At 64.8% G+C, this 13,336-nt stretch carries 10 protein-coding genes; 9 read left to right on the top strand and 1 reads right to left on the bottom strand.

The annotated features are described in order from the left end of the window. The first annotated feature begins 81 nt into the window (after positions 1 to 81). The 3 genes from secD (at position 82) to OKB81_RS15450 (ending at position 4,756) form a co-directional block, all read left to right on the top strand. A complete protein-coding gene (gene secD / locus OKB81_RS15460; RefSeq protein WP_270665395.1) occupies positions 82 to 1,863 on the top strand; it encodes a protein translocase subunit SecD in 1,782 nt (593 codons plus the stop codon). Between the two features lie 109 nt (positions 1,864 to 1,972). Further along, positions 1,973 to 2,887, top strand: a complete 915-nt coding sequence (gene secF, locus OKB81_RS15455; RefSeq protein WP_202395274.1) for a protein translocase subunit SecF — start codon at positions 1,973 to 1,975, stop codon at positions 2,885 to 2,887. A gap of 249 nt (positions 2,888 to 3,136) precedes the next feature. Further along, positions 3,137 to 4,756, top strand: coding sequence for a methyl-accepting chemotaxis protein (locus OKB81_RS15450; protein ID WP_160839377.1), 1,620 nt, complete (start codon positions 3,137 to 3,139; stop codon positions 4,754 to 4,756). Between the two features lie 54 nt (positions 4,757 to 4,810). Here the strand turns inward: OKB81_RS15450 and OKB81_RS15445 are convergent, their stop codons facing one another. Next, positions 4,811 to 5,413: a DUF924 family protein gene (locus OKB81_RS15445; RefSeq protein ID WP_160839379.1), complete on the bottom strand. Its 603-nt coding sequence runs from the start codon at positions 5,411 to 5,413 to the stop codon at positions 4,811 to 4,813. Between the two features lie 206 nt (positions 5,414 to 5,619). On the opposite strand from OKB81_RS15445, the gene OKB81_RS15440 reads away from it, so the two are divergent. The 6 genes from OKB81_RS15440 to OKB81_RS15415 all read left to right on the top strand — a co-directional run bounded on the left by OKB81_RS15440 (position 5,620) and on the right by OKB81_RS15415 (position 13,163). Continuing rightward, complete coding sequence (locus OKB81_RS15440) at positions 5,620 to 6,531, top strand: DUF808 domain-containing protein (RefSeq protein ID WP_041212856.1); 912 nt, start codon at positions 5,620 to 5,622, stop codon at positions 6,529 to 6,531. 169 nt (positions 6,532 to 6,700) lie between these two features. Further along, on the top strand, positions 6,701 to 8,491 hold the full coding sequence (locus OKB81_RS15435; protein WP_160837673.1) for a M3 family oligoendopeptidase: 1,791 nt from the start codon (positions 6,701 to 6,703) through the stop codon (positions 8,489 to 8,491). A gap of 78 nt (positions 8,492 to 8,569) precedes the next feature. Further along, positions 8,570 to 10,378, top strand: coding sequence for a M3 family oligoendopeptidase (locus OKB81_RS15430; RefSeq protein ID WP_160837671.1), 1,809 nt, complete (start codon positions 8,570 to 8,572; stop codon positions 10,376 to 10,378). Between the two features lie 184 nt (positions 10,379 to 10,562). Beyond that, a complete protein-coding gene (gene ycfP, locus OKB81_RS15425) occupies positions 10,563 to 11,102 on the top strand; it encodes an alpha/beta hydrolase YcfP (RefSeq protein ID WP_103261859.1) in 540 nt (179 codons plus the stop codon). Between the two features lie 74 nt (positions 11,103 to 11,176). Beyond that, on the top strand, positions 11,177 to 12,469 hold the full coding sequence (locus OKB81_RS15420; RefSeq protein ID WP_160837669.1) for an NAD(P)/FAD-dependent oxidoreductase: 1,293 nt from the start codon (positions 11,177 to 11,179) through the stop codon (positions 12,467 to 12,469). 376 nt (positions 12,470 to 12,845) lie between these two features. Further along, the gene (locus OKB81_RS15415; RefSeq protein WP_010674360.1) at positions 12,846 to 13,163 is read left to right on the top strand and encodes a heavy metal-binding domain-containing protein; all 318 of its coding nucleotides are present in this window, start codon (positions 12,846 to 12,848) and stop codon (positions 13,161 to 13,163) included. The last annotated feature ends 173 nt before the right edge of the window (positions 13,164 to 13,336 follow it).

Below are 13,336 nucleotides of genomic sequence, written 5' to 3'. Positions count from 1 at the left end.
CGATTGGATCGGACATACTGAGTACAGTGAAACCAGAATAGAGCAATTAGATCACATCTTTAATCTGATTGGTATCATACCGTGTTGAACCGCATGAGCCTGTGGCAGTACGCCCTGTTGCTGCTGATGCTGGTCACGTTCGCGTTCTATTCCCTGCCCACCTTCTTCGGTGAGCAGCCCTCCCTCGGTCTGCACGGCCAGTCGCGCCTGAGCGACGCGCAGCGCACCCTGCTGGCCGAGAACCACATCGACCCCCTCAAGCAGATCGCCCAGGGCGACCGGATGGCGCTGGTGTTCGCCAGCCAGGGGGAGCAGCAACTGGCCAAGCAGTTGCTGGAGCAGCAGGGGCTGGACAGCGCCGCCCTGACCCTGGAGTTCTACTCCAACGCCCCGGCCTGGATCAGCCGGCTCGGCGCCGACCCCATCAAGCTCGGGCTGGACCTGCGCGGTGGCTCTCAGCTGCTGATCGGGGTGGACGTGGATTTCGTCATCGACAACCAGACCAAGAACCTGGTGGATACCCTGCGCACCCGTTTTCGCGAGGCCAACCTGCGGGGGGCCAGCGTGATGCGCACCGCCCAGGGGAGCGTGGCCGTCACCCTGCCCGACGTGGCGGGGCAGGAGGCCTGGCTCTCCATCATCAAGGAGAGTGCCGGTACCCGCCAGGATCAGTGGACACTGAGCCGTTCCGGCAATGCACTGACCCTGGTGCTGAGCGACGCCGAGCGCACCCTGCTGGTGAACAACGCCGTGACCCAGAACCTGTCGATCCTGAAAAAGCGGATCAACGAGCTCGGCATCGTCGAGGCCTCGGTGGTGCGTCAGGGGCAGGACGGCATCCGCATCGAGTTGCCGGGGGTGCACAACCCCAAGCAGGCGAAAGAGGTGATCGGCGCCACCGCGTCCCTGGCCTTCTATGAAGCCAAGGCCGACAGCCGCTTCTTCATGGCGGATCGCAGCGGCCAGGCGGTGGGGCTGGCCCGCCAGCCGGTGCTGAGCGGCGAGCACATCGTCGATGCCCGCGCCAACATGGGGGAGATGGGGCAGCCCCAGGTCAACATCGTGCTCGACACCCTGGGGGGGAGCAAGATGAACCAGTTCAGCCGCCAGCACGTGGGCAAGCCCATGGCCACCGTCTTCACCGAGTACAAGACCAACACCGAAGGCAAGCTGCGCGCCCGAAGCGAGGTGATCAACGTCGCCACCATCCAGACCGCCCTTGGCAACCAGTTCCGCATCACCGGGATCGGCAGCCTGCCCGAGGCCCAGGAGCTCGCCATGCTGCTGCGGGCCGGGGCCCTCACCGCGCCGCTGAAGATCCTGGAAGAGCGCAGCATAGGCCCGACCCTGGGTCTGCAGAACATCGAGGCGGGCTTCACCGCCCTGGCGTTCGGCATGGCGGGCATGATGCTGTTCATGATGGCCTGGTATCGCAAGTTCGGCTGGGTCGCCATCACGGCGCTGGTCGCCAACCTGCTGATGCAGGTGGGGATGCTGGCGGTATTGCCGGGGGCCGTGCTGACCCTGCCGGGGATCGCCGGTCTGGTGCTCACCGTCGGCATGGCGGTGGATACCCATGTGCTGATTTTTGAGCGGATCAAGGACCGGCTGCGGGAAGGGGGGTCTTTGGCCAACGCCATCGACTTTGGTTATCGCTCGGCGTTTCGCACCATCTTCGATGCCAACATCACCACCCTCATCTGCGCCGTGGTGCTCTATGCCATCGGCTCCGGGCCGCTGCAGGGCTTCTCCATCACCCTGATCCTGGGGCTCATCTCCAGCATGGTGACCGGCATCTGGGGCACCCGCGCCATCATCAACCCCCTGTGGGGCAACAGCCGCGCCAAGCTGCTGAGGGTATGACCATGAACCGACTTCATCACCATGACGCCGCGCCCGTGAGTCTGTATGACCTGCGCACCGACCGCTTCCTGCCGGGAAGTCTGAACCACCTGACGTCGAGGGAAGAACAATGCTGAGAATGATCCTGGCCATGGGGCTGACCCGCTGGCGCTATATCGGGCTGTGGGCCTCCTTGCTGCTGACCCTGGCCTGCGTGGCCGTCCTTGCGACAAAAGGGCTCGCCCTCGGGCTCGATTTCACCGGCGGGATCCTGCTGGAGTTTCGCATCCAGACCCTGAAGGAGGCCCATGAGCTCAACGCCCTGCTGACGGCGCCCCTGGCGGGGGTGGTGGAGCTGCACGGCGCCGGTGTGCCCGGCGAGTGGCTCATCAAGCTGCCCCCCCACGCACTGCCCTGGGCGGCGGAGGATCTGGCGACCATGCTGGGGCAGCAACTCGCCCTGCCGGTGGAGCTCTTGCGCACCACCATCGTCGGGCCCCAGGTGGGCGCGGAGCTGTTCCAGCAGGGGATGCTGGCGGTGCTGGTGGCCTCGCTCGCCATCTCCGCCTACCTGGCGGTGCGCTTCGAGTGGCGCCAGGCCATCGGCATCCTGGTGTCGGTACTGCACGACGGTCTGGTGGCCATCGGGCTGCTCGCGCTCTTTGACATCGAGTTCGACCTCAACGTCATCGCGGGCCTGATGGCGGTGATAGGCTACTCCCTCAACGACAGCATCGTCATTTCGGACCGGTTGCGGGACTTGCTGGGGTCGCGTGCCCGCATGGGGATCCACGAGTGCTCGGACGTGGCCATCAAGGCCACCTTCAGCCGCACCATGATCACCTCGGGCACCACCCTCTTCACCGTGGGGGCCCTGCTCCTGTTCGGCGGCGACGCCCTCTACGGCTTCTCCTTCACCCTGTTCGCCGGCATCCTGGTGGGGACGCTCTCCTCCATCACGGTGGCCTCCACCGTGCAGGAGCTGCTGGGGCTCTCCCCCCAGGCCTACCAGAAAAAAGAGGAGGAGCTGGCCGAGGCGGCGTGACCGCCGAGCGCCCCGTCACGGGGCTCATGGGCGGCCAGTGCGGCCGCCCCGGGCAAAAAAGGAAGGCGAATGCCTTCCTTTTTCCATTCTGCCAGAGGGGGGCGGCGGTCCCGAAGGCCGGGTTGGGGCGGCGGGTGTGACGCGGCCGAGCAGAAGTTGAAAAGTGTAATGAAATGCATGTTTTAGGCGCTATTTTCGGGGCCCGCATCGGCTACCCTGGCAGGGAGTCTATGGATGGAGTAAGCACTCATGAATATCGCTCGTCGGCTTCAACTCATTGCCCTGCTGGTCATGCTGGCCCTGGGGTGTCTCAGCTGGTTCAGCATCAGCAGACTCTCCTCCGCCAATGCGGATCTCAGCTATGTAACAGACAACACCGTTCCCAGCATTTCCACGATCAAGGAGATACAGACAGACTTCTACGCCCTGCATTCATTGATCCAGGCGCACGTGCTCAACACCGACGACGGCAAGATGAGTCAGATAGAGCAGAGCATTGCATCCCTTCACACCAAGATGGACGCCCTGCTGAGCCAGTATGAAAACGGGATGATCTCCAATGAGGAGGACAGGCAGCTCGTCGCCGATGATCGGCGCCTGGTTGCCCAGTACGGCAAGGCCTCTGAAGACGTCCTGCGCCTGTCCCGCGAGAACAAGAATGTAGAGGCCAGAGAGGCGATCGACAAGGAGCTTGCCCCCTTGTATGAGCAGCTTACCAAGGCCATCGACAAGCACGTCCACTTCAACATCCAGCAAGGTGACGCCGTCAAGCTGCGAGGCGAGCAGAATGCCGATAGCAGCATGCAGGCCCTGTTGTTCATCTCGGTGGGCACGGGTGCCCTCACGCTGGTGCTCTTTCTCTGGCTGTTCAGGCAGGTCGCCAATCCCCTCCGTCTGGCCATGGCGACCCTGTCCGAGATCCAGCGCGACCTGAACTTCACCCTGCGGGCCAATGTGAGCCAGCAGGACGAGATCGGCCAGACGCTGACGGCGGTCAACCGCCTGCTGGACACCTTGCAGCAGACCTTCACCGAGTTTTCGGTGGGCAGCCTGCAGATCAAGAGCACGGCAGAGTCCCTCTCCCAGGCGGCCCAGCACATGGCGGAGTCGGCGAGTCAGGCCAATGACGCCACCAGCCTTATCGCCGCCGGGGTGGAGGAGATGAGCGTGAGCATCACGGACATCTCCCAGCGCACCCAGGAGACCAGCCGCATCACCAATGAATCCGGCAAGCTCGCCAGTGACGGCGGGGCCACCATAGAGCGCACTGTGCTCGCCATCAACGACATCGCCGACGCCATTCGTCAGGCCTCCCGCGATGTGACGGCGCTGGGGGAGGGGATCTCCCGCATCGGTGGGGTGGTGAACGTCATCAACGATGTGGCGGGGCAGACCAACCTGCTGGCGCTCAACGCCGCCATCGAGGCGGCGCGGGCCGGTGAGCAGGGACGCGGCTTTGCGGTGGTCGCCGATGAGGTGCGCAAGCTGGCGGAGCGGACGGCCCAGTCGACCCAGGAGATCTCAAGGACGGTGGAGGCTATCCAGCAAGGGTCCGAGGCCACGGTGGCCAGAATGGTCCTGGTGGAGGAGAAGGTGGCGCAAGGGGTGGCCATGGCGACGGAAAGCGGTGCCATCATCACCCAGATCCGCCAGGCCTCCCATCGCGTCATGGATCAGGTCGGCGAGATCACCCTGGCCATCCGCGAGCAGACCTCGGCGGCGGAATCCATCGCCCTCCAGGTCGAGCAGATAGCCCAGGTGGTGCAGCAGACCAGCAGCACGGCGGTGGAGACCTCCGCCGCCGCAGAGGAGCTGAACGTGACCACGGAAAATATCCACCAGCAGATCTCCCGCTATCGCATCCAGTGATGTGTGGATCGGTTGTTCTCTCCCCGCCATGCCCATGGCGGGGATTTTTTTATGTCAGAACCCCGAACCGGGCTGTTGCAGGAAGGCGACCTCTTCCTCCGTGCTCGCCCTGCCCAGGATGGCGTTGCGGTGGGGGAAGCGGCCAAAGCGATCGACGATCACCTGGTGGCGCCGGGCAAAGTCGGCAAAGCCTTCGAAGGTGGCCCGGGCCGGGCCTGTGGCCTGCTCGTCGGCCAGCGCCTCGAACAGGGCGACGCTTCTGGCCTGCTGCTCTCTGGACTCCGCGTGCTCGAGGGGCAGATAGAAGAAGACCCGGGCCAGCGGCGAGAGCCCCTTGTCGACCCCGAGGGTGAGCCCCTTGAGGCACAGCGCCCTGGCCTTGTCGTCCTGGGCGAAGGCGGCGGGGGTGTGGCGGTGAAGGTTTCGCGGCAGCTGGTCCAGCAGCAGGATGAGGGCCAGGCGCCCTGCGGGATCGTCCTCCCAACGGGCGAGCTCGCCCGCTGCGGCACGGGCCGCCAGTTCGCCGAAGCGTGAGGCCAGCAGGGCATCGGTCTCGCTGCTCTTGCCCCACCAGAGGGGGGCCTGACGGGCGGCACGGGGGGCGTCGTCTGCGTCATCGCCAAACCAGAAATCGAGCAGAGGTTGCCAGGGTTGCATGGGAACTCCTTGGGCCGGTGGCCGTGAGGTGAAAACGGAGCAGGGGATCTGCCATGGGGGGCTGCCGCCGTGGCGGCTTCCCGTTACACTGTGCCATCTTTTGCCCCAAAGGGTGATCCCCGGATGGGCCCGTGATCCCCTGACCCCCTCATCACCCTGACCGGGGCAGCCCGGATGTGTCCCACTCAATAGAAGGAATGCCAGATATGGCCGGAGCCAGTTTGTTGACCCTGCTCGATGATATTGCCAGCGTGCTCGATGATGTCGCCCTGATGACCAAGGTGGCGGCGAAGAAGACGGCCGGGGTACTGGGGGACGATCTCGCCCTCAATGCAGAGCAGGTCTCCGGGGTGCGGGCCGAGCGTGAGCTGCCGGTGGTGTGGGCGGTGGCCAAGGGATCGTTTCGCAACAAGCTCATCCTGGTGCCTGCCGCCATCGCCATCAGTGCTCTTATCCCCTGGCTCATCACCCCGCTCCTGATGCTGGGGGGGGCCTACCTCTGTTTCGAGGGGGCGGAGAAGCTGGTCCACAAGTTCCTGCCCCACGAGGAAGAGGCGCATCAGGCGGCGCCGGTGCCCGAGGATCTGGCGGCCTATGAGCGCCAGAAGGTGAAGGGGGCCATTCGCACCGATTTCATCCTCTCGGCGGAGATCATCGTGATCGCCCTCGGTACCGTGCAGGGGTCGAGCCTGGGCCTGCAGATCGCCGTGGTAGCGGGCATCGCCCTGCTGATGACCGTCGGGGTCTATGGCCTGGTGGGGCTCATCGTCAAGCTCGACGACATCGGTCTGCACCTGTTGCAAAAGCCCGATGGCGGCGCCGTGCGCCGGGCGGTGGGGCAGGGGCTGCTGGTGACGGCGCCCCGTCTGATGCACCTGCTTGCCCTGGTGGGCACCATCGCCATGTTCATGGTCGGCGGCGGCATTCTGGTCCATGGCTGGCCCTTCCTCCATCATCTCATCGAAGGGACGGCGGACACGGTGGCCGCCCTGCCCGGGGTCGGCGGGGTACTGGCCGTGGTGACGCCCACCCTGCTGAGCGCCCTGGCCGGCGTGGTGGCGGGGCTGGTGCTGGTGGTGGCCATGACCCTGGTGAGCAAGCTTCAGCCCGCCAAATAGGTCGCTTGTCGGGGGAGGGCCGACAGGGGCCGTCGCACCCGGGGGCGCTCTTCTGCTGGTTGCCTCGAATGGGGGCTAGGCAAGTGCCTGGCCCCCTTCGTACTATCCGGTTTCACCCGCCCGCAGAGGCGGGGTGACCCGATATGGACGCAAACAGACAAGGACAACCATGAAACCACCCGTTTGGCGAGATGATCACATCTATGCCGCCCCCGACGATCCTGCCATCGAGGCCGCCTTCCAGGAGGCTGCCCGCGCCCTTACCCGGCTTGACGCCCTCCTGTCGGACCTGCCGGATCCCGCCCATCCCGTTGCGGATGCCAATGCCCTGCGCCACCTGCTGCGGGCCATCCGCCGCGAGGCCAACGGGGTGAAGAGCCTGGCCTGGAACAGCCAGGTCTATGGTTACAACCGGCTGAGCCAGAACGGGCGCGACGAGGAGGCCCGGGTACTGCTTTCCCGGGGCCAGCAGCTGGAGGCGACCCTGGCCCAGCGCAGCAAGCCGGTGGACCTGTTCTGGGTTCGCGCCCCCGAGTCACTGGTGCGCACCCTGCTGCAAGACCCCGAGCTCTTCGAGCTGGCCTACCAGATCCATCACGACAGAGCGCTGCAGGATCAGTGGCTTTTGCTCGAGAGCGAGCAGCTCATCGAGGGGTTGGCGGTGGACGGCCTGCAGGGGTGGGGGGATCTCTACGACAACCTGGTGGGGCGGCTGCTGCCGGTGGTGGAGGGGGTGCCCATGGGGCTTGCCCAGGCGGACAACCTGCTCGCCCACCCGGACAGGGCGCGGCGCGCCAGTGCCTGGCACGCCATCCAGGGCGCCTGGGAGGCGGAGCAGGAGACGGTGGCCGCCATTCTCAACGCCATCAACGGCTGGCGCAACGAGCTCGGCCGCCAGCGCGGCAAGGAGCGCAGGCTGGATGCCCTCGAGCTCACCTGCCATCAGGAACACATCACGGACGCGACCCTGGAGACCCTGATGGCGGCGGCCGGGGAGCACAGGGAGCTCGGGCGCCGCGCCTTGCGGGCCATGGCCTGTGCCCAGCAGATCACCGACTTCGCCCCCTGGGATCTCTTTGCCCCGGCGCCCCAGGCCGTGCACGGCAAGTTCGGCTTCGAGCAGGCGCTGAATCTGGTGATGGAGGCCTTTGCCGCCTTCGACCCCGAGATGGGGGCGTTTGTCCGCATGATGGCCGACAAGGGGTGGATCGATGCGGCCCCGAGCGAGCACAGGCGAAGCGGCGCCTATTGCACCGAGTATGCCGATCCGCCCGAGCCAAGGGTCTTCCTCACCTTCGAGGGGACCATGGACAACGTCATCACCCTGGCCCATGAGCTCGGCCACGCCTGGCACAGCTGGTTGCTGCGGGATCTTCCCTTCGAGCAGCGGGGCTACCCCAAGACGCTGGCGGAGACCGCCTCCCTCTTTGCCGAGATCCTGGTGCGCGATGCCCTGCTGGCCGCCACCGACAAGGTGGAGCAGCGCCGGGCCATCGCCTGGCTGGACGGGGAGCGGGCCGCGAGCCTGCTGCTCGACATCCCCGCCCGCTTTGCCTTCGAGCGCGCCCTGGTGACGGCGCGAGAGGCGGGTTACGTGGGGGCGAGCCAGATGCGGGAGATGATGAAATCGGCGCAGCAGCAGTGCTATGGTGACGCCCTCAGCCAGTATGACGAGCTGTTCTGGGCCAGCAAGGGTCACTTCTCCATCGCCGAGTCCGGGTTCTACAACTACCCCTATCTGTTTGGCTATCTCTTCAGCCTGGGGCTCTATGCCCAGCATGCGCGGGCCGGGGGCGAGTTTGTGCCCGCCTATCGCGCCCTGCTGCGAGATACCGGTCGCATGAGCGCCGAGGCGCTGGTGGAGAAGCACCTGGGGGTCGACATCCGCGAACCCGGGTTCTGGCAGGAGAGCCTGCGCTATGTGGAAGAGGCGGTGGTGCGCCTCGAGCGGCTGGTGTGATGCCTGCCCGCGATGGTGGTGGCTCTGGCCACCTGGATTTCACGACGGGCCAGGCCCGTCCCTGACGATGAGCGTTCGATGCAACAACGAGTCTATCCACAGCAGTGGCAAAATGATCACATCTACCCCTCCCTCGACAGCTGTGTCCTCGAGGCGGACATGAGCCTGGCCCGCGCCAGCCTGGCCGAGCTGAGCGGTTTTATCGAGGGACTGGCCCAGGTTCCGCGCACCCCAGGCGCCTTGCAGGACTTCCTCAGGGAGGTACGCCTGCGGGCCCGGCGCATTCGCGACATCGGCTGGAACATCGCCGTGCTGGCCGCCTGCAAGGGGAGCCAGGACGCCCGGGATCCCCTCGCCAAGCAGGTTGCCTCCCGGGCCCGTGCCCTCAATGCGGATCTGTTCAAGACGCTTGCCCCCATCGAAGATCTGATGCTGGGGCTGCCTGCGCCCGAGTTTGAGCAACTGATGGCCGACCCCCTGCTCGGGGAGGAGGAGTACCGGCTGCGCCACGAGCGCCGCCTGCAGGATCAGCGGCTGCCGGTGGAGGCGGAGCAGCTGGTCATCGGCCTTGGCACCGACGGCCTGCACGCCTGGGGCAACCTCTACAACGATCTGGTGGGCAAGATAAGGCTGGTGATCGCGGGTCGCGAGATGGGGCTGGCAGAGGCGAGCAACCTGCTCTCCAGCCCGGATCGGGCCCTGCGCAAAGAGGCCTTCGATGCCATCAGTGCGGGCTGGGAAGGGGAGCAGGAGACGGTGGCGGCCATCCTCAACGCCCTCAACGGCTGGCGCCTGGAGCTCTCGCGCCAGCGCGGCAAACACCGGCGCCTCGATGCCCTGGATCTCTCCTGCCACCAGAGCCACATCGAGCGGGCGACCCTGGATACCCTGATGGTGGAGACCTGGCAGGCCCGCCATCTGGGCCAGCGGGCCCTGGGGCTGATGGCCGGTCACCTCGGCCTCGAGGTGCTGGGGCCGGAGGATCTCTTTGCGCCGCCCCCTGCCGCCAGCCGCCGGGAGATCCCCTTCGAGGAGGCGGTCGACATCATCGCCCAGGCCTTCGCGCGCTTTGACCCCGAGATGGGGGACTTTGCCCGCATGATGGCCGAGCGCGGCTGGATTGATGCCGCCCCCACCCCCAACCGGCGCACCGGGGCCTATTGCACCAAGTTTGCCGAGCCGGTGGAGCCGCGGGTCTTCATCACCTATGCGGGCACCATGGACAACGTCATCACGCTGGCCCACGAGCTCGGTCACGCCTGGCACAACTGGCTCATCCGCGACTTGCCCATGAGCCAGCGCAGCTACCCCATGACCCTGGCGGAGACCGCCTCCATCTTCGCCGAGACCCTGGTGCGCAGCGCCCTCTACGAGCAAGCCCGAAGCGCCGAGGAGCGTCTGGCCATCGCCTGGGCGGACGCCGACGGCGCCGCCACCTTCCTGGTCAACATCCCGGCCCGCTTCGACTTCGAGCGGGCCCTGGTGGCCGAGCGCGAGCAGGGCTATGTGTCGTCGGCCCGGCTCAAGGGGCTCACCGACGAGGCCTGGGGACGCTGGTACGAGCAGAGCCTCGACCGCTATCACCCCCTGTTCTGGGCCGCCAAGGCGCACTTCTCCATCGCGGGCTTCGGTTTTTACAACTACCCCTACCTCTTTGGCTATCTGTTCAGCCTCGGGGTCTATCAGCAGCTGATGAGCCGCCAGGCCGCAGGGGAGGAGGGGGTGGCGAAAGCCTACCGCGCCCTGCTGCGAGACACAGGTCGCATGAGCGCCGAAGAGCTGGTCGAACGGCATTTGGGGCAGGACATTCGAAAACCCGCCTTCTGGCAGGGGAGCCTGGCCCTGGTGGAAGCGGCGGTGGCGCGCTTCGCCCAGTGCGGCAGTTAACCTCACCAGACCCGGTTTGCGCCATGTCCCGCCGGGGCATGGCGCTGCCACAGCGGCCCCGGCGCGCGGTTCGGTGGCCCGAAGGGGCGTGATCCAAAGCAAGAAAGTGGGATGTTTTGGTGGCGCAAGGCCCTGTCGCTGGGGTAGTTTCGATAGAACCGACACAGTTTTTGAGGTCTTGTCCATGATCATCTATCTGCATGGCTTTGATGCCACCAGCCCCGGCAATCATGAAAAAGTGCTGCAGTTGCAGTTTATCGATGATGATGTGCGTTTCGTGCACTACAGCACGGTTCACCCTCGCCACGACATGAGCCATCTGCTCAAGGAAGTGAAGAAGCAGCTCGACATGAGCACCGATCCCAACCCCCTCATCTGCGGCGTGGGCCTGGGTGGCTACTGGAGCGAGCGGATCGGGTTTCTGTGCGGCATCAAGCAGGTGGTCTTCAACCCTAACTTGCACCCGGAAGAGAACATGCAGGGCAAGATCGACAGGCCGGAAGAGTACGAGGACATCGGCACCAAGTGTGTAACCGAATTTCGTAATAAAAATTCAGGAAACTGCCTGTGCATCCTTTCCGTTCAGGATGAAATCCGCGATAATCGGGACACTGAACGTGAATTGAAGAACTATTACGACATCGTATGGGATGAGCGCGAGACCCATAAGTTCAAGAACATCTCGCACCATCTGCAGCGGATGAAGGCCTTCAAAGAAGCCTGAGCCATCACGTCAACCGATTTCGTTTTAGGGAGCCAATGGCTCCCTTTCGTTTTGAGGAACCAAGGAAAATCATCATGATGAATATTGTCGTTGTAGGCGGTGGCGCCGGTGGTCTCGAGCTTGCGACCAGCCTGGGCCGCAAGCTGGGCAAGAAGAACAAGGCCAGGATCACCCTGGTGGATCGCAATCGCACCCACCTGTGGAAACCCCTGCTGCACGAAGTGGCCACCGGCTCCATGGATGCGGGCATCGACGCCCTGAGCTACCAGTCCCACGCCAAGAACCACGGCTTCGAATTCCAGCTCGGCAGCCTGACCGACATCAAGCGCGACGAGAAACGCATCGTGCTGGCCCCCATCCACGACGAGAGCGGCGCCCTGGTGGTCAACGAGCGGGAAGTGGCTTACGACATTCTGGTGATGGCCATCGGCTCGGTCTCCAACGACTTCAACACCAAGGGCATCAAGGATCACTGCATCTTCCTGGACAGCCCCTCCCAGGCGCACCGCTTCTACAACAGCATGATGAACCGCTTCCTGCAGTTCGCCACCGAATACCAGCCCGGTGACAAGGTGAAGATCGCCATCGTCGGCGGTGGCGCCACCGGCGTCGAGCTCTCCGCCGAGCTCTACAACGCGGTGGAGCAGCTCTACACCTACGGCTTCAAGAACCTCACCACCGACAGCCTCAAGGTGACCCTGGTGGAAGCGGGCCCCCGCATTCTGCCGGCCCTGCCGGAGCGCATCAGCGGCTCCGCCCATCAGGAGCTGGTGAAACTGGGCGTGGATGTGCGCACCGCCACCATGATCACCGAGGCGACCAGCGATGGTCTGCACACCAAGGATGGGGAGCTGATTGAAGCAGACCTCATGGTGTGGGCCGCGGGCATCAAGGCGCCGGACTTCATGAAGGAGATCGCGGGCCTGGAAACCAACCGCATCAACCAGCTGGTGGTCCACGAGACCCTGCAGACTACCCGGGACGAGAACATCTTCGTCATCGGCGACTGCGCCGCTTGCCCGCAGCCAGACGGCAAGTTCGTGCCGCCCCGCGCCCAGTCCGCCCACCAGATGGCGACCCAGGCGTTCAAGAACATCCTGGCCAAGATGAACGGCGGCGAGATGAAGCCCTACCGTTACCACGATCACGGCTCCCTGGTCTCCTTGAGCCGCTTCTCCACCGTGGGCAGCCTGATGGGCAACCTGATGCGCGGCTCCATGATGGTAGAAGGCTACATCGCGCGCATCGTCTACATCAGCCTGTATCGGATGCACCAGGTCGCCCTGCACGGCTACATCAAGACCGGCCTCATCATGCTGGTGGGCCGCATCAACCGGGTGCTGCGCCCGAGCATGAAGCTGCACTGAGTGCATGGCGGCTGCCGCTGCGAACATCAAAAAGGAGAGGCTTGCCTCTCCTTTTATGGCCGACGCAGGGTGACGCTAGAAACGTCTGCCGTAGTTGAGGGCGAAGAAGTAGAGGGCCGGTGCAGCTGCCGTCGTGTCTGCATCATCAAGGCCCCGCTTTCATCGTGGCCCGGAAGCCCTCTCCCCAGCACCGGTGCCCAAGGTCGCTTTGAGGGGGTAAGTTGCACGACACAGGCCGTATAGATGGCACCTTGATGAACCTGGCGGGCGCTGTGCTTGAAGCCCCTGGCCACGCCGGGCTTATGCTTTGGCCAGCGCCTTGCTACCATGACGGCAACGGTGCTTCGCGCACTCAGCCCAACTCACAGGAGACCTCATGATCCTCTCAACCACCCCCACTCTGGAAGGCAAGACCATTCGCGAGTACCGCGGCATCGTCGTGGGCGAAGCCATCCTCGGCGCCAACATCTTCAAGGATCTGTTCGCCGGCATCCGCGATATCATCGGCGGTCGCTCCGGCGCCTACGAAAAAGAGCTGGCCCGGGCCCGGGAGATCGCCTTCGAGGAGCTCAAGGAGCGTGCCCAGGCGCTGGGGGCCAACGCCGTGGTGGGCATCGACATCGACTACGAGGTGGTGGGCCAGAACGGCAGCATGCTGATGGTCAGCATCAGCGGCACCGCCGTGGTGATCTAGCCCGCCAGTGCCCGGCCCTGCATGGCCAAACGCCCCGTCACAAGCCGACCCCGAGGTCGGCTTTTTGTCGGGTGTGGCGCGCAAAGGTGGGTGCAAGTGATACCAATCAGATTAAAGATGTGATCTAATTGCTCTATTCTGGTTTCACTGTACTCAGTATGTCCGATCCAATC

This window comes from Aeromonas sp. QDB56, assembly GCF_027705505.1.
Taxonomy (GTDB): Bacteria; Pseudomonadota; Gammaproteobacteria; order Enterobacterales; family Aeromonadaceae; genus Aeromonas; species Aeromonas caviae.
The sequence above is the reverse complement of the archived record's forward strand: the minus strand, read 5'-3'. Positions and strand labels throughout refer to the sequence as shown.